Here is a 16,202-nt window from a genome sequence, read left to right on the forward strand (position 1 = left end):
CACCTTGGCCACTCAACCCCTACACTCTAGCCCTGGGCGCGGCCCCATTTGGCAGATGGATTTCAACGCCGTCCCACTGCGGGATGGGCAGGGGCGGCGGGTTTGGGAGCTGCTGGTCTGCGATGCCAGCGGCCAGTTGCGCCAGGCCAAGTACTGCAGCAACCAAGAGGTCAATAGCACCTGGGTAGCCCAACAGTTGCGCGGCTATCTGGAGGCAGCCCCCCAGCCGCCTGCAGCCATTCGCGTCTTCCGAGCCCGCATGAGCTCCATCTTGCAGCGGGCCTGCAACGCCGCCGGGATCCCCATGCTGCCCAGCCGTCGGGTCTATGCCCTCAAGGCCTGGATGCGAGAGCGGGCAGAGCAGGTTTACCCCCAAGAAACCCAGTTCACCTACAGCCCTGAGCCCCCTGTAGAGCCGGAGCCGCCGGATCCCATCCCCCTGCCGGATAAGTTGCAGGGGGAGCGCTGGGCGTTCGTGACGCTGCGGGCCAGGGATCTGCGGGAAGCCGAGACCTGGCCAATGGAATTCGGCGAGCTGTTCCCGGTGAACTGGGAGGCCTGGGCGCCGGACACGATCATTCCCGGCTTGGTGATTGCCTCGCGGCGGGCTTTGCCCATAGCAGCTTGGCTGAGCGGTATGGAGCCTGCTTATTTGCATGTTGCCGAGGGACGGCTGCTGTTCGAGGCTGGCCTCAACGATTGCTATCTGTTTGCGCAATTAAAAGATGAAAAGCTGCGGGCGGAGGCAGAAGGCTTTGCCCAGCGACAACGCCAAGCCCAAGGGATCCATTTCCTTGCCATCCAGAGCGATTTCCGGGCCCAGTCCTTCGCCGGCTTTTGGCTGATGCAGTACCCTCTCTAGAACAGTTGTCGGCCTGTCTGCCCCGCCACTCGCTCCGCCCCAGTTGCCTGGGCAGCCCGCAAACCCTTGCGTGAATCCTCAGGCTAGCTATGTTTGCGAGGCAACACAAAAATGGTATCAACGCATCTGCGAGCGCCTCGCCAAAACCCGCAAAGGCTGATTCTTTCGTTGACCCGCTCGATGCCTTGCGCCACAAGGCTTTCAGGCCTCTCACCCCCCCTCTTCGGGGCCCTTTTTTGCCACCTTCGACCGACCCCCTCGCAAATAGGCCTTGCATTCCTTGCCCTGCTTGGGTTTAATAGGGGTAGAGTTCCCCCTTCGGGGGGATCCCTAGAAATTGGAAACTTCATCAGAGCTATTTCTAGCAAACAAAAAGCAGACCTTGTTCCCCCTTCGGGGGGATCCCTAGAAATTGGAAACGGCCACCCGTCCTCCGTTGTGTGTTCCAACTTACAGTAGTTCCCCCTTCGGGGGGATCCCTAGAAATTGGAAACAATGAGATGGGGGCTGATCTAACTCATACCTTTGGTTTGGAGTTCCCCCTTCGGGGGGATCCCTAGAAATTGGAAACCACGATCAACCCATCGTGTGTCATCGACGGTATTCCCGTACTGTTCCCCCTTCGGGGGGATCCCTAGAAATTGGAAACGGACCGAATGCAGTGGTCTGCCAGAACCAAATACACTTGTTCCCCCTTCGGGGGGATCCCTAGAAATTGGAAACGAATGCGGTTATAGTGGTCGCAGGTTATCATGAGCCTGCTGTTCCCCCTTCGGGGGGATCCCTAGAAATTGGAAACGAGTGTCGTCTTCATACTCGACCTCCGCACCTTCGAGTTCCCCCTTCGGGGGGATCCCTAGAAATTGGAAACGGTAAATACAAACCGTATACCTTCGGTTGTATACTCAAGTTCCCCCTTCGGGGGGATCCCTAGAAATTGGAAACAACGGTCTTTATTGGACCAAACCTGGACGCAATTTCAAGTTCCCCCTTCGGGGGGATCCCTAGAAATTGGAAACATTCACCTTGCGCCGTAAGATCGCATCCGCAGCGTTTAAGTTCCCCCTTCGGGGGGATCCCTAGAAATTGGAAACGCCCAGGGAGTTTAAGAACTCCCGGGCTTGCTTTAGCCACGCGTCCTCAAGTTCCCCCTTCCGGGGGATCCCTAGATAGGGTGTAGGTTGGCCAAGTAAGCGGCTCCCCCTTCCTTGGGGGGAAACTAGCAGCGGGGATCCCCAGGTGTTGAACATGCGCTTTGCGTTTTGCCGATACCGGCGGCCTTTCCGCCAGCCCTTGCGCACGCGCTACGGCCTGTGGTCTATCCGCGAAGGGATCCTGGTTCGGCTGACGGACGCGGAGACGGGAGGTCAGGGCTATGGGGAGATTGCCCCCATCCCCTGGTTGGGCAGCGAGACCGTAGAGGAAGCGCTGGCATTTTGTCAGCAGTTGCCCCCTGAGCTGTCGGAAGCAGAGATCGAGAAGATCCCGGCAACCTTGCCCGCCACGCGCTTTGGGCTGGAATGCGCCTGGCTGGCCTGTCGGGATCCCGGCTGGCTGGCAAGGGATCTCTCCGGGCTTTCCTGGTGTGGGCTTTTTGGGAAAACCCCACCCTCAGGTTCCTACCCCGCCTACAAGGTCAAGGTGGGGGTGGAGCCTCTCGAGCAGGAGGTGAAAAAGCTAGAAAGCTGGCTGGAGCAGTTGCCCGCAGGATCCTGCTTGCGCCTGGATGCCAATGGGGGGCTGAGTCTGGAAGGGGCGCGGCGCTGGCTGGCCCTCTGTGACCGGATCAACCAAGAGTGGCCAGGCAAGATTGAGTTTTTCGAGCAGCCCTTGCCACCAGCGCAGCACGCCGATCTAAGCCGGCTGAGCTGGGAGTTTCAGACTCCCATTGCCTTGGATGAGTCCGTGGTTGGGCTGGAGCAGTTGCAAGCTGTCCACCAAGCCGGCTGGAAAGGGATCCTGGTGGTCAAGCCCTCCTTGGTTGGCTCCTGCCTTGCCCTTAGGGACTACCTCAGGCAACACCCTAGCCTAGATTTGGCCTTCTCCTCCGCCCTGGAAACGCCCATCGGCGCTTGGCATGGCCTAGTTTGGGCGGGATCCCTGCAGGCAAAAACAGCCCATCCCAGAGCCTTGGGATGGGGGGTGGGGGAGTTTTTCCAGGAAGGGGATCCCCTCACCCTGATCACGCTCTCAGCCCAGGAGCGGGCAGCCCTGATGCAGGCGGTGTGGGAGCGCCACAGCCAGCCCTAGACGGCGGCGGCTTGCTTGGCCCGTTCCTGCCGCAGGTAGGCCTGGATAAAGTGCATCAGCTCCTCCGGTTCGCCATTCATAAACGCCTCGACATTGTAGGTTTCGGCGTTGGTGCGGTGGTCTTTGATCAACTTGTAGGGATCGAAAGTGTAGGTGCGAATCCGACCCCCAAAGCCCTGGGTCACCATCTCACCCCGGATCTCGGCCAGCTTTTGCCGGCGCTTTTCTTCCTCAAGCTCGATCAGCTTCGCCTTCAGGATCTGGATGGCCCGCTCCTTGTTTTGCAGTTGGGAGCGCTCTTCGGTGCAGCGCACGGCAATGCCGGTGGGCTTGTGGATAACCCGCACCGCCGTTTCCACCTTGTTGACGTTTTGGCCCCCTGCCCCGCCGGAACGAGAAGTCTCGAACTCCAGATCCTCCATCCTCAGCTCGAACTCATTGTCCTCCTCCAGGATAGGCATGACCTCAACGCCGGCAAAGCTGGTCTGGCGCTTGCCGTTGGCGTTAAAGGGGCTGATGCGCTCCATGCGGTGGTTGCCCTTCTCGGCGGAAAGATACCCGTAGGCATAGGGGCCTTCAATCAGCAGGGTGGCCGACTTGATGCCGGCCTCTGCCCCTTGCGAGTATTCCGAAAGCGTGACCTTGTAGCCCTGGTTTTCCGCCCAGCGGGTGTACATCTTCAGGAGCATCTCCGCCCAGTCTTGGGCATCGGTTCCCCCCGCGCCAGCGGTGATGGTGAGGATGGCGCCGTTTTTGTCGTAGGGGCCCGAAAGCAGTTGCCGCAGCTCCCATTGGCCGAGCTCCCGCTCCACCGCCGCCAGGGATCCGGACACTTCGGCCAACAGCTCCGGGTCCGGGTCTTCTTGCAGCAGCTCCAAGGCGCTGGCAGCATCCTCTAGGCGATCCTTCCAGCGGTGGATTTGATCCCAGGAGGCCTTGAGGCTGTTGAGCTGTTGCAGGTGGCGGCGGGCCGCCTCGGCATCGTTCCAAAACTGCGGCTGCGCTGCTTCCTGCTCCAAAATGGCGATCTGCTGCTCCAGGTGGGGCAGGTCAAAGATAGTCCTGAGCACTGCTCAGGCGCGAGGTGAGCGATTCTAGGGTGCGTCTCAGATCGGCCAGTTCCATAGAGAGCATCAAGAGAGAGCATCAAGCTGCGCTTCGGCTCTCATCCTAGCCTGTAGGCTGGCAATTCAACCAAGGGATCCAGCTCTTTTGCAGGTTTGCTGCAACACTGTGAACCGCATTCCTGGCCAATTGGGTGATCCCGCGCCGGCTCTAGGACGCGACAGAGCGGCCTTGGGCGATGGCTTTTGCCGAAGGATCCCTGTCGGAGCACCTCAAGCCCGTAGCAGAATGGAAAATCTTGTTTCGGAGGCCGCTATGCTGAGGGTCTTTTCCTTGCTTTCCGGACTGGTTCTGGCTGGGGGGGTGGCTGCTTTGGCCATCACCAATCCCACCCCGGAAGAGTACGGAGCCTACGCAGGAGACCAATTGGCTGCCTATGCTACACGGGAATACTGCGCCCAGATCCCAGCTTTTTTGCCCACCCTCATTGAGGAATGTCACGCCCTTGTGCAACAGCTGCAACCAGAGCTGGTGGAGCTGTTTCTGCGCCAGACCCGCCGGCAAAACTTCATCCTCTTCAGCCTCTACAGCACCGATTTGTCGTTGCTTAACTTTGGCCCGCTGGGGATCTCCCTGCCCACCTACCACTTTGAAACCTTGGCCGTGGCAGGGCAATTCTATACCTATGAGATCCGCGAGGGCAAAACCACTCCCCAAAAGGGCTAAACCTGGGCCTGCTCCAACAGCGCTTGCAATTCCTCCAGGGCTGCCTGGGCCGACTGCGCCTGCTGGTAAAGGGATTGCACCATCTCGGCGCTGGCCTGAGCCGATTGCAGGGTGGATTGGCTTTGGCGTTGGATGCGATCTGCCAGGCCGCGGATGCGGTTGCTGGCTTCGGTGGTGCGCCCCGCCAATTTGCGGATCTCCTGGGCAATGGCACCAAAACCGCCGCCCCCACCCCTGCGGTTGGCCTCCACAGCCGCATTAAAGGAGAGCAGGCGAATATAGCCTGCCACCTCTACGATCAAGTCAACGATGGTGTTGATTTCTTTGAGCTCGCGGGAGAGCTCCCGGTTGCTGTCGGCAATGTCCTGAAATAGGCGGCGCACCGCCTCTACCCCGGCAAAGGTGGCGGCAAAGGTGGATTTGCCCTTTTCCGAGAGCACCGAGCTGATCTCGATGATGCGGGCGTTGAGGCGGGCCAGCTCTTCCGTTCGCGTAAGCGGGACGTAGTCCTTGCGCTGCTGGGCTTGGCGCCGCTCCCGATCCAAAGCCAGGTTTTGGCTGAGGATCTCGGCTTTTTGCCGCTCCAGATCGCGGGCATACTGAAGGCTGCGGTTTTTTTCCTGCTCCAGCTCGGCCAAGAGCCGTTTCATCTCCTCCTGCTGTTCCCGCAGCCTCTGCTGCGTGGCCAAGTATACCTGGGACTGGGCCACCAACAGCACCGGCACATCCAAAAGGCGGTAGTCTTGCGGGCCAATTTGCACCACCACCGGGTCGTAGATGGTTTCTTGGGGCCGCTGGAAGGCCTGGCTGGCCGCTTGCAACACATCGCAGTCGCCGGACAGAAGGAGAAAACCCCGGCCATGGAACTCCACCATCGAGCTGATGGGCCGCTTCAAAAACACCTCCAGGCCATAGGGTTTGCTCAGCATCCACTCCAAAATGGCGCGCCGGGTCAGCATCCCCTGCACTTGTGACCGCTCATCCAACACGATCACCCCCGAAAGGCTGCTGTCATCCTCTAGGCGGCGCACCACGTTCTCGCAAGGGGTGGACTCGCTCACCTGAAAGTCCACCAGGGCCAGATCGCGCAGCTTGGTGTGGATCGAGAGGGTGGGAGTGGGCGGATTGGTTAGGGTAGCCATCACAGGGATCCTCGGCGCAGCTTGGGTCGAGACAGGTAGCCAGTAGATGTGCTATGTATTGGGAAACACACAAAAGTGGCTCTGGTCGGCTTGCCAGGAGACTACTGCCGACTGCATTTAGTTTGCCTTGGGATCTCGTTCCCTGGCTACGGTCGCAGGCTGGGGATCGGTTGAAAAAAAAGACAAAGGCGGGTTTTTCCCGTTGCCGAGTGGGGATCCCGGCAAGAGGGGATACTCCAAATCCGCGATTTGGCCGGCTCTGAGCTCAGCGAGGCTCTTGGTAGCGGTGGTAGATCTCTAGAATTTCGCCGCGGCCACGGGTAAAAGCGGCCACTACGTGGGGATCGAAGTGGCTACCGCTTTGGCTCTCCACAAAGCCAAAGATCTCGTCTAGGTTCCAAGCTTCTTTGTAGGGGCGGCGGCTGGCCAAAGCGTCGAAGACATCGGCCAAAGCCACGATCCGCCCTTCCAGCGGGATCTCTTCTCCCTTAAGGCCCCGCGGGTAGCCGCTGCCATCGAACTTCTCGTGGTGGGTGAGGGCAATGATGGCGCTTTTTTTCATCAGCTCCGAGTTGGATTGGCTGAGGATCTCGTAGCCAATCTCGGGGTGGCGGTTCATAATCAGGCGCTCTTCGGGGGTGAGGGGGCCTGGCTTTTGCAAGATGGCATCCGGGATCCCGATTTTGCCCACATCGTGCAGGGGGCTGGCGTAGAAAATCAGCTCCTGTTCATGGCTGGAGAGGCCCAACTCTTTGGCGAGAATGCGGGAATAATGGCTCATCCGCTTGAGGTGAAAGGCGGTGTCTTGATCCCGGTATTCGGCAGCCTGGGCTAGACAGAAAATCGTTTCCAGGTGAGCGGCTTTCAGCTCTTCCCGCAAGCGCACATTTTGGTAGGCAACCGCCGCCTGGGAAGCCAGGGCTTCTGCCACCCGGACTTCCAGCTCAGAAAACGGCTGGCTCCAGTCAGCCACCTGGTTGGGCGCTAGGTTGGCAGGGCAATCCGGCCTGAGACGGTTCAAGAGTTGCAGGGCACCGAGGATGTTTCCTGAGGGATCCCGCAGCGGCACAGTGAGCAGGGAGCGGGTGCGATATCCGGTCTGCCGATCCACCTGGGGGTTAAAAGCGTAGGGCAGGTCGGGGGGCAGTTGATAAACGTCCGGCAGATTCAAGCTCTCCCCGGTGAGCACCACATAGCCCACAATGCTAGAAGGAGTAAGGGGCAGGCGCAGATCCTGCAGTTCCTCGTTGCGCTTGACTACAAAAAAGCGCAACTCCTCCCCTTCGCGGATGAACAGGCTGGCGCCATCGCAACCCGTCAGCTCGCGGGCTTGGGCAACAATCAGTTCCAGCAGGCGCCTTAAATCCGTTTCCGAAGAAAGGGCGATCCCCACTTGGATCAGCCGCTGACTCAAGCGCAAGGCAGCAACGGCCTCGAATTCAGCTTCGCCAAGACAGAGATCGAAGGCAGCAGGCCCATGGGACATAACCTGTCCTCCACCGGGTTACGAGTGTTCTCAGAAGCGTTCCCAATGGAGCGATGTCAGAGCTCTAGCAGGGATCCTGCCGCTGCTCCAAGTTGGGAGGCTGGGGGTCGCCAATCCAAAGTAACTCTGCTACCCTACTTTACCTGTGGAAGCGAGAGACGCTGTGACCCAGGTCAAGACCCAGCAGCCAGATGAGGTTGCCCTCCAGCTCATCGTTGGCCTGGGCAATCCTGGCCCGCAGTATGCCAACACCCGGCACAACTGCGGCTTTATGGTGGTGGACCGGCTAGCGGAGCGCTGGCGGATCCCGTTGGCTTTGGAAAAGCGGTTCCAAGGTAGCTACGGAGAAGGTTTTGCCCTGGGGGGCAAGCGGCGCCTGCTCAAGCCGGAGACCTACATGAATCGCTCTGGCGAGGCGGTGCGGGCGGTGTTGGATTGGTACAAGTTGGATCCTGCCTCGGTTCTGGTGGTGTACGACGATATGGACTTGCCCCTGGGTCGCCTGCGGCTGCGGGGATCTGGCTCCGCCGGCGGACATAACGGCATGAAGTCTGTCATTGAGCACTTGGGCAGCGAAGCCTTCCCCCGCTTGCGCCTGGGCGTGGGCAAGCCCAAAGGCCACCAAGACAGGGTTGGGCATGTTTTGGGGAGCTTTGAACCCGCTGAGCAGGCAGTGCTGGACCGGGTTCTAAGGGCGGCAGTGGCAGCGGTGGAGTGTTGCTTGCAAGAAGGATTGAAGACGGCCATGAACCGCTTCAACCCTTTGGATTTCTCTGGGCCAGATCGGCAAGATCAGCCAGCTCCTCTCAACCCAGCCAAGACTGCGCCCGGAGAAAGCTGATGCCGGGATCCCGCCCCGCTGTCTGACTAAGCAAAGTCGCCTCATCAAGGACTGCGTCCGGCCACGCGATCTTCCACCCGCGGCAATTCCTCAGAACCGCCTGGCCGCGTCAGGGAGTCGGCTTCCCCAGTGGCAGGAGAGGGCAAGGATCCCTCCAGGTTGCTACCGATCCCTCGCCAAGCCAGAGAACCGGAGGCTTCGGCGGCCTGAGCGCACAGCTTGGCGCGCAGCTCTGCCTCCTGCTTGGGCTTGAGATAAAGGTTCTCCAGCAGCACCGCCATACCGGCTACCCAGGGGGGCGCGATCACCGCCCCAACAATGCCCAACAACTGAGTGCCCCCCAGCACCGCCAGCAATTGATACAAGGGCTTCACCCGCACCGAGGATCCCACCAACAAGGGATCCAACACATAGGTTTCCAGGTTTTGCACGGCAACGTACAGGATCAGCACCCACAAAAAAGTCCAGCCCCCTTGGACGATGGCCACCACCAAAGCCGGCAGGGATCCCAAGACTGGGCCGATAAAGGGAATCAGATTGGTAAACCCGGCGATTACCCCCAGCGCCAGCGCAAACTCCGACAGGCCCAAAAAGCGGAGCGAGACGGCAATCATCACCCCCAAAATGGCCGAGACCAAGACCCGCCCCTGGATGTAGCCCCCCATACGTTGCGCCATCGGCTGCACCTGCTGGGCCAACCGCTCATTCCAGGGGTAGGGGAACAGCTCCACCAGGCCCTGCACCAGGTCAGAGCCGCTCACCAGCATATAACCGGAAATGAAGAGGGTCAGCACTACGGTCAACAGGCCGCCCAGCAGACCGCGGGTGAAATCGAAGGACTGCACCAGCAACTGTTGTCCTGAGCGAACTGCCCAGTTCATCAGCGACTGCGGATCCAGCAACTGGTTCAAGTAGTCCAGCGCCGCCGGATCCACCCCTGCCAGATCGGCAATCCAGGTGTCTGCTAACAGTTGGAGCCGCTCCAGGTAAGAGGGCAACCTTGCCAGCAGCCGCTGGGTCTGGGTCACCACCGTCGGACCCATGAGCAGAGCCAAGCCGGCAATCCCGGCAATGAAACTCAGATAAACCACCACCACCCCCAGCCAACGGGGGATCCGCATCCGCTCCGCCAGATCCACCAGGGGAGCCAGCGCCGCCGCCACCACCACCGCGATCATCACAGTTACCACCAGGTTGCGCAGTTGCCACAGCAACAGCAGCAGCATCCCTGTGGCCACTACCAGGGCTATGGAGGAGACGGAGAGGGTCAGCTGTCTTCGGCTCATCATCTGGCTGGGCTCTCTTCAAGGGGGGCGTTTCAGTCCCCCGGGGTAACAGACGGCTCTACCATCCTGGCCTGGCTTAGCCGAACTTGCCAAACGCCCCTTGCCCAAAGACGCCAAACCCGCAACCTCTCTACTCAATAGCCCAGACAAAGATCCGCAGCAGAAAACCAGCTAGCAGTGGAGTTACCGCAACAGTTCCATCCGTACTGCTTCTACATATTCCAGCAGCTCTGGGGATCCTCTGCCTGCAGCCTGCCACAGCGTCAAAGCACGGCCCAGATCGGCAGCGGCACCGGCCCTATCCTCTCCCTGATAGGCGCGTGCCATGCCGCGGTGGTAGTAGCCCTCGGCTTGCTGCGGCTGCACCTCGATAGCTCGGCTGAAATCCTGAACGGCCAAGTTGAAGTCGCAAATGCTGGCCCACATCAGGCCGCGATGGACATAAGCATCGAAAAGATCGGCAGAGCTTTGGTTTTGCTTGGCCAGCTCGATGGCCAGGTGCGACACATCAAACGCCGATTCCAGATGTCCCTGTTCGGCCCAGATGCGAGAGCGCAACAAGTGGAGTTGGGGGTTGCGATAGGCAATGCGATCCAGAGGGGACAAAGTTGCCAAAGCCTGCTGCAGCTCCCCAAAATACTCGTGTTGTATTCTGGCCTTGAGCAAGTAAGCTTCAGGCAAATAGGGATCCAAAGCAATGGCAATGTCCAGATCCTGTAGCGCTCTGCGCATCAGGTGATCAACGACAGCCGCCTGCTCCGGCTCGGGCAAGGCCAGGGGATCGCTCTGCAACCGATCCCAGAAGTATTGAGCCCGCTGCAGATAGAGCTGCGCGTTCCCCGGCTCTTGTTCCAGAAACTGAGCTAGCCGCGCCAGATAGACGCGATCCAAGTGAAAACGCTCGCCAGCCTGGGTGGAAAGAGGGATCCCCCGCTGCGCCAGCAACTGATGCGCCTGAGAGCGCTGCTCAAGCTGCCGTACTTGGGCTTGCAGTTGGGCTTGTTGCCTGAGCAGGAGCTCAGGATCGGGTTCATCGGCAAATGCCGTCACTTGAACACTCTGCGCTGGCGCCGAGGCAACTTCAGGGACAGCGCCCCGTCCCTTGCGCAGGGAAGCCAACCAGCCGCATTCGCCGCTCAAACACAGCCAAGACAGCAAACCCAAAAGCGCCGATCCGGACAACAAAAGACTGGGCCTCAGCATGGATCCCACCCCACGAAATAGCTTGAAAAAAAAAGAGTTGCCTCTAAGCTAGTTCGCCACAGCCGCAGTGTCCAGACTTTCGGCAATGCCCGTCCTGCGCCACCACTCGGAAACTCCCCCCAGGGGATCCTGCCGCCGGCCAGATCGACCAACTCCACGCGACGATTCTTTGCTGGCTACAGGAGCTGAGAGCCCCACACGGGATCCATGAGGCAACTGGGGCAGAGGAAGAGACAAAAGCCTTGCCGTCAGGTAAGCGGGGCAACCCCACCCGTCCATACGGTGGGGTAGTTTATGAGAGTTAGACAACCAGGTTAACCAGCTTCTTCGGCACCACAATGACCCTCTTCGGCGTCATCCCTTGCAGATACCTCTGCGCCGCCTCCGATTGCAGAGCCAGCCGCTCCTGCTCCTGGGGCGTGACATCGGCAGGGGCTTCAAAGGAGCCGCGCAGCTTGCCGTTGACCTGCACCACAATCGTTACCGTATCGGCCACTAGGGCCGCCGGGTCATAGGTAGGCCAAGCCTGGCGATGCACTGAGTCGGTGCCGCCCAGGGCCTGCCACAGCTCCTCAGCCATGTGGGGGGCAAAGGGGGCTAGGAGCAAGACCAAGGTGCGGATCCCTTCCGCATAGACTGGCGAGTCCGGGATCTCGGCTTCAGCCAGGGCGTTGCTCAGCTTCATCAGCCCAGCAATGGCAGTGTTGAACTGGTACTCCTCCAAGTCCTCGCTGACTTCTTTGATGGCCGTGTGCACGGCGCGGCGCAGATCCCTTTCCGCTTTGGTCAGGGATCCTGCTTCAACCTTGGCCTGCAGCAGCTCGGCGGCTTTGCCCTGCAAGGACTCCGTCCCGCTACCGCGAACAACAAACTCGTACACCTGCCGCCAGACGCGGTTGAGAAAGCGAAACTGCCCTTCCACATCGGCATCGTCCCACTCCAAGTCCTTTTCCGGCGGCGCCTTGAAGAGGATGAACATGCGGGCTGTGTCTGCCCCGTAGTTGGCCAGCACCTCTTCCGGATCCACGCCGTTGCCCTTGGACTTGGACATAGTTGCGTAGATAACCTGCAGGGGCTCGCCGGTTTCCGGATCCCGCGGGTCGTTGGGATCCTTGACCAATGCAGTAGGGATCCAGCGATCCTTGCCGGACTTGTTGGGGTTGTAGTAGGTGCGCGCCTGCACCATCCCCTGGGTTAGCAGGCGGGAGAAGGGCTCATCGAAATTCAGCAACCCCAGATCCCGCAGCACTTTGGTGAAAAAGCGGGAGTAAAGCAGGTGCAAGATGGCGTGCTCGATGCCGCCCACGTACTGATCTACCGGCAGCCAGGCGTTGACCAGATCCTTGCGGAAGATCTCGCGGTCGTTGCGGGGATCGCTAAAGCGCAGGAAATACCACGAGGAGCAGATAAAGGTGTCCATCGTGTCCGTCTCACGGCGGGCGTCGGCACCACAGGCGGGGCACTTCACCTTTACCCAGTCCTCCAACTGGGCCAAGGGGGATCCCCCTCGCCCCGTCAGCTCCACATCCTCGGGCAACAGCACCGGCAGATCCTCCTCCGGCACCGGCACAATGCCGCAGTGGGGGCAGTGGATGATGGGAATGGGGCAGCCCCAGTAGCGCTGTCGCGAGATGAGCCAATCCCGCAGGCGGTAGTTGACCTGCCGTTCTCCCAGCCCCTGCTCTTCTAGCCAGGCGATGGCCCTTTCTACACTTTGCCCCGGGCCTTTGCCCACCGGGATCCCGTCCAGGGGGCCGGAGTTGATCAACACCCCCTCCCCCGTCCAGGCCGCCTGCAGATCTTCAGCACTCGTCACCCCCCCTTGGGGCGGCTGCACCACCAGCTTGATGGGCAGGCCGAACTGGCGGGCAAACTCAAAGTCCCGCTGGTCGTGGGCGGGCACGGCCATGATGGCCCCTGTGCCGTAGCCCATGAGCACATAGTCGGCAATCCAGATGGGGATCCGCTCTTGATTGACGGGGTTGATGGCGTAGGATCCCGTCCAGACGCCCGTTTTTTCGCGGTCTTCGGCGCTGCGCTCGATCTCGCTGCGGGCAGCGGCCTCGGCCCGGTAGGCCTTGACGGCAACCTCTTGCTCAGGGGTGGTGAGCTTCTCCACCAAGGGATGCTCCGGCGCCAGCACCATGAAGGTGGCTCCCCAGAGGGTGTCAGGCCGGGTGGTGAACACCGGCAGCTCCTCCCCTGTTTCGGTTTTGAAGACAACCCTAGCCCCCACCGACTGGCCAATCCAGTTCTCCTGCATGGTGAGCACCCGCTCCGGCCAGCCGGAGAGCTTCTCCAGGTCAGCCAGCAGTTGGTCGGCATAGGCCGTGATCTTGAGAAACCACTGCTTGAGGAGGCGCTTTTCCACCAGAGCTCCCGATCTCCAGGAGCGCCCTTCCGCATCTACCTGCTCGTTGGCCAAGACGGTCTGGTCCACCGGATCCCAGTTCACCGGCGCCTCCTTCTGGTAGGCCAGGCCCGCTTTGAAAAACTGCAGGAAGAGCCACTGCGTCCACTTGTAGTAGTCGGGGGCGCAGGTGGTGATCTCCCGCTCCCAGTCGTAGGAAAGCCCCAGCCGCTGCAGTTGATCCCGCATCTGGGCAATGTTCTGGTAGGTCCACTTGGCCGGCGGGATCCCCCGATCGATGGCGGCGTTCTCTGCCGGCAAGCCAAAGGCATCCCACCCCATGGGGTGCAGCACCGCGTACCCCTGCATCCGCTTGTGGCGGGCAATCACATCCGTGATGGTGTAATTGCGCACATGCCCCATGTGCAGGCTGCCACTGGGGTAGGGGAACATCGACAGGGCATAAAACTTGCGGCTTTCCGCCGTCAGCTCCGGCGTGCGATCCAACCCGAGTTCACGCCAGTGGGCCTGCCACTTGCTTTCGATGGCCGGAGGATTGTAGCGCGCGTCCACAGTCTAGGGCTCCTGGGGAGAACAGCTCTCGGCTTCAGGTGGGCTAAGATACCAGCATTTTGGCATGTTTTGCGGATCCCCGGCGCCGACGGGATCCACCGGAAACCAGTTAACCCAAAGGGATCCCCTCAGTAGGTTTCCTCGTGCCACCTGTTGGCCTTCTTCAGCTCCTTCTGGAACTTGCTCCAGTCTTGACCGGCTTGCTCGGCAAGGGGGGCCATGACGCTGTTGATGCCGTCCTCCATTCCCTTGAGGCCGCAGATGTAAGTGTAGGTGTTGGGCTGCTGCAGCATCTCCCACAGCTCGGGGCCGTACTCGGCCATGCGGTTTTGCACGTACATCTTTTTGCCGTCGGGGGTTTGCTGTTCGCGGCTGATGGCGTAATCGACGCGGAAGCGATCCCCATACTGGGCTTTCCAGGCCTCTAGATCCCCGTGGTAGAGCAAGGTGGACGTGGTGGGCACCCCAAAAAACAGCCAGATCTTGCCCTGATAGTTGGGATCCTCTTCAAACAGGTGCTTGATGAAGGCGCGAAAAGGGGCGATGCCGGTGCCGGTGGCAATCAAAATCAGGTTGGCGTTCTCATCTTCCGGCAGCAAAAAAGTTTTCCCCGAGGGCCCGGTGATCATCACCTCGTCGCCGGGTTTGAGATCGGTGAGGAAGCCGGAGCAGACCCCTACCCCCGGCTGGCCTGTCTCCTTATCCACGTATTCGGCCCGTTTCACACTCAGAGAAACGGTGCGCCCCTCGCCATCGTCGCCATAGCGGGTAGAGGCAATGGAGTAGAGGCGGGGCTTGTGGGGCTTGCCCTTGTCATCTACGCCAGGAGGAATAATGCCAACGCTTTGGCCCTCCAGGTAGCGGTAGTTGGGATCCGGCAGGCTGAGCACAATGTGCTTGGTCAGGCCGGGTGCCCCTTCCCCCACAAGGGAGTAGGTCTCTACACACTGGCCGATCAGGGGCGCGTTGGGACGGTACAGATTGACAACAACTTCTCGCTTTTGGGCGCTGGCAACCATAACGGCGATCTGCTCCTGGCAATGGGAGAAAACTCTCTAGCAAACACCTTAGCAGCCCGCCCGCCCGAAGGGAACTTGCCGGAGGGGAACACCCCAGGCCGATCCTGAGAAAGCCCGCCCGGAAAACTTCTCTTCTCCTCAGTCGTCGCCGGGAAACAGGCAGTTTTTGTTAAATTGTTCCTTGACGCCGCCCGCCTCTCTGGCCTCAAGCTCGGTTGTGGGGGAGCGTCTTGTGGTAATATGCAAGACCATAAAGAACAGTAACTTTTTTAGAGGCTTCCTCTCAGTTTTGCCCTGCCCATCCCCAAGGAGTTCCCATGGCAAGCAGTCCTGAACGTATTGTAATGATCGGTGTTGCCGGAGATTCTGGCTGTGGCAAGTCCACGTTCTTGCGGCGGTTGGGGGACTTGTTTGGCCGGGATCTCATTACCACCATTTGTCTGGACGACTACCACTCCTTGGATCGCTACCAGCGCAAAGAGAAGGGCATTACGGCGCTGGATCCCCGCGCCAACAACTTCGACCTCATGTACGAGCAGGCCAAGGCGCTCAAAAATGGCCAGAGCGTGATGAAGCCCATCTACAACCACGAGACAGGGCTCATTGACCCGCCGGAGCGGGTGGATCCCAGCCCCATCATCGTCTTGGAGGGCCTTCACCCCATGTACGACGAGCGGGTGCGGGAGCTGCTGGACTTCAAGGTCTATCTGGATCTGGCGCCGGAGATCAAGATTGCCTGGAAGGTGAAGCGGGACATGGCCGAGCGGGGCCACACCTATGAAGATGTGTTGCGCTCCATTGAGGCCCGCCGCCCCGATTTCGAGGCCTACGTCGATGTGCAGAAGCGCTATGCCGATGTAGTCATCGAGGTGCTGCCCACCAAGCTGCTGCCGGAGCTGGATCCGGAGCACAAGGTGCTGCGGGTGCGCATGATCCAGCGGGAGGGGGTGAGGTATTTCGACCATGTTTACCTCTTCGACGAAGGCTCCACCATCGACTGGATCCCTTGTGGCAAAAAGCTGACCTGCTCCTACCCAGGCATTCGCCTGCACTACGGCCCTTCCACCTACTTCGACCAGCCGGTTTCGGTGTTGGAAATTGACGGCACCTTCGACAAGCTGGAAGAGGTTATCTACATCGAGAACCACCTGAGCAACCTGTCGACCCGTTACTACGGCGAGCTGACGGAGCTGCTGCGCAAGCACCCGGAATATCCTGGATCCCGCAATGGCTCTGGACTCATCCAGGTAATCGTGGGCCTGAAGCTGCGGGCCCTCTACGAGAAGATTCAGGCGGAAGCCAAAGAGCTGGCGGTTGCTTCCTAAGGTTTGGCCTCTGCGTGAAGGGGATCCCTTGACCTGGCTCGGGCAGTTGGGCAAGCGGCGATAGGTGGCGATCC

Annotated in this window: 12 protein-coding genes and 1 CRISPR repeat array; of the genes, 5 read left to right on the forward strand and 7 right to left on the reverse strand. The window is 60.1% G+C overall.

Going from position 1 to position 16,202, the window contains the following annotated elements:
• Window positions 1-4 precede the first annotated feature (4 nt).
• Together ACVW0R_RS10240 and ACVW0R_RS10245 are read left to right on the forward strand one after the other, a co-directional pair.
• Window positions 5-862: a Tab2/Atab2 family RNA-binding protein gene (locus tag ACVW0R_RS10240; RefSeq protein ID WP_011430111.1), complete on the forward strand. Its 858-nt coding sequence runs from the start codon at window positions 5-7 to the stop codon at window positions 860-862.
• Between the two features lie 309 nt (window positions 863-1,171).
• Window positions 1,172-1,956: direct repeats of the CRISPR family, unit length 36 nt; unit sequence GTTCCCCCTTCGGGGGGATCCCTAGAAATTGGAAAC.
• Between the two features lie 154 nt (window positions 1,957-2,110).
• A complete protein-coding gene (locus tag ACVW0R_RS10245; protein WP_011430112.1) occupies window positions 2,111-3,112 on the forward strand; it encodes an o-succinylbenzoate synthase in 1,002 nt (333 codons plus the stop codon).
• Here ACVW0R_RS10245 and prfB read toward each other — a convergent pair.
• Window positions 3,109-4,237 (reverse strand): peptide chain release factor 2 gene (prfB, locus tag ACVW0R_RS10250; RefSeq protein ID WP_143596961.1). Its coding sequence is split into 2 segments (ribosomal slippage): window positions 3,109-4,164 and window positions 4,166-4,237, totalling 1,128 coding nucleotides; the frame shifts between segments, so codons are not numbered across the junction. The genes ACVW0R_RS10245 and prfB overlap by 4 nt on opposite strands.
• Window positions 4,238-4,492: 255 nt before the next feature.
• On the opposite strand from prfB, the gene ACVW0R_RS10255 reads away from it, so the two are divergent.
• Window positions 4,493-4,903 carry a DUF4359 domain-containing protein gene (locus ACVW0R_RS10255; protein WP_240527379.1) on the forward strand — a complete coding sequence of 137 codons (411 nt, stop codon included), beginning with the start codon at window positions 4,493-4,495 and terminating at the stop codon, window positions 4,901-4,903.
• On the opposite strand, the gene ACVW0R_RS10260 is transcribed toward ACVW0R_RS10255, so the two are convergent.
• Both ACVW0R_RS10260 and ACVW0R_RS10265 read right to left on the reverse strand, forming a co-directional pair.
• On the reverse strand, window positions 4,900-6,045 hold the full coding sequence (locus tag ACVW0R_RS10260) for a methyl-accepting chemotaxis protein (protein WP_457502018.1): 1,146 nt from the start codon (window positions 6,043-6,045) through the stop codon (window positions 4,900-4,902). The two genes, ACVW0R_RS10255 and ACVW0R_RS10260, sit on opposite strands and share 4 nt — an antisense overlap.
• Window positions 6,046-6,310: 265 nt before the next feature.
• Window positions 6,311-7,531 (reverse strand): HD domain-containing phosphohydrolase, encoded by a 1,221-nt coding sequence (locus ACVW0R_RS10265; RefSeq protein WP_457502019.1) that lies wholly within the window; start codon window positions 7,529-7,531, stop codon window positions 6,311-6,313.
• A 163-nt stretch (window positions 7,532-7,694) separates the two neighbouring features.
• Here ACVW0R_RS10265 and pth point away from each other — a divergent pair, with 163 nt between their 5' ends.
• Window positions 7,695-8,372 (forward strand): aminoacyl-tRNA hydrolase, encoded by a 678-nt coding sequence (gene pth / locus ACVW0R_RS10270; protein ID WP_414389775.1) that lies wholly within the window; start codon window positions 7,695-7,697, stop codon window positions 8,370-8,372.
• Window positions 8,373-8,416: 44 nt separating this feature from the next.
• Here the strand turns inward: pth and ACVW0R_RS10275 are convergent, their stop codons facing one another.
• The 4 genes from ACVW0R_RS10275 to ACVW0R_RS10290 all read right to left on the reverse strand — a co-directional run bounded on the left by ACVW0R_RS10275 (window position 8,417) and on the right by ACVW0R_RS10290 (window position 14,803).
• On the reverse strand, window positions 8,417-9,658 hold the full coding sequence (locus ACVW0R_RS10275) for an AI-2E family transporter (protein WP_414508269.1): 1,242 nt from the start codon (window positions 9,656-9,658) through the stop codon (window positions 8,417-8,419).
• Window positions 9,659-9,841: 183 nt separating this feature from the next.
• A complete protein-coding gene (locus ACVW0R_RS10280; protein WP_414389771.1) occupies window positions 9,842-10,861 on the reverse strand; it encodes a tetratricopeptide repeat protein in 1,020 nt (339 codons plus the stop codon).
• A gap of 301 nt (window positions 10,862-11,162) precedes the next feature.
• Entirely contained in the window at window positions 11,163-13,784 is a 2,622-nt protein-coding gene (leuS, locus tag ACVW0R_RS10285) for a leucine--tRNA ligase (protein WP_457502020.1), read from the reverse strand.
• 128 nt (window positions 13,785-13,912) lie between these two features.
• Window positions 13,913-14,803: a ferredoxin reductase domain-containing protein gene (locus ACVW0R_RS10290; protein ID WP_011430120.1), complete on the reverse strand. Its 891-nt coding sequence runs from the start codon at window positions 14,801-14,803 to the stop codon at window positions 13,913-13,915.
• Between the two features lie 317 nt (window positions 14,804-15,120).
• On the opposite strand from ACVW0R_RS10290, the gene ACVW0R_RS10295 reads away from it, so the two are divergent.
• Entirely contained in the window at window positions 15,121-16,128 is a 1,008-nt protein-coding gene (locus tag ACVW0R_RS10295; protein ID WP_011430121.1) for a phosphoribulokinase, read from the forward strand.
• The last annotated feature ends 74 nt before the right edge of the window (window positions 16,129-16,202 follow it).

It is taken from the genome of Thermostichus sp. MS-CIW-15, assembly GCF_054060575.1.

Coding starts and splice junctions, on each gene's coding strand:
- ACVW0R_RS10245 (WP_011430112.1), top strand. CDS start 2,111: ATGCGCTTTGCGTTTTGCCGATACCGGCGGCCTTTCCGCCAGCCCTTG.
- ACVW0R_RS10255 (WP_240527379.1), top strand. CDS start 4,493: ATGCTGAGGGTCTTTTCCTTGCTTTCCGGACTGGTTCTGGCTGGGGGG.
- ACVW0R_RS10260 (WP_457502018.1), bottom strand. CDS start 6,045: ATGGCTACCCTAACCAATCCGCCCACTCCCACCCTCTCGATCCACACC.
- ACVW0R_RS10265 (WP_457502019.1), bottom strand. CDS start 7,531: ATGTCCCATGGGCCTGCTGCCTTCGATCTCTGTCTTGGCGAAGCTGAA.
- ACVW0R_RS10275 (WP_414508269.1), bottom strand. CDS start 9,658: ATGAGCCGAAGACAGCTGACCCTCTCCGTCTCCTCCATAGCCCTGGTA.
- ACVW0R_RS10280 (WP_414389771.1), bottom strand. CDS start 10,861: ATGCTGAGGCCCAGTCTTTTGTTGTCCGGATCGGCGCTTTTGGGTTTG.
- ACVW0R_RS10290 (WP_011430120.1), bottom strand. CDS start 14,803: ATGGTTGCCAGCGCCCAAAAGCGAGAAGTTGTTGTCAATCTGTACCGT.
- ACVW0R_RS10295 (WP_011430121.1), top strand. CDS start 15,121: ATGGCAAGCAGTCCTGAACGTATTGTAATGATCGGTGTTGCCGGAGAT.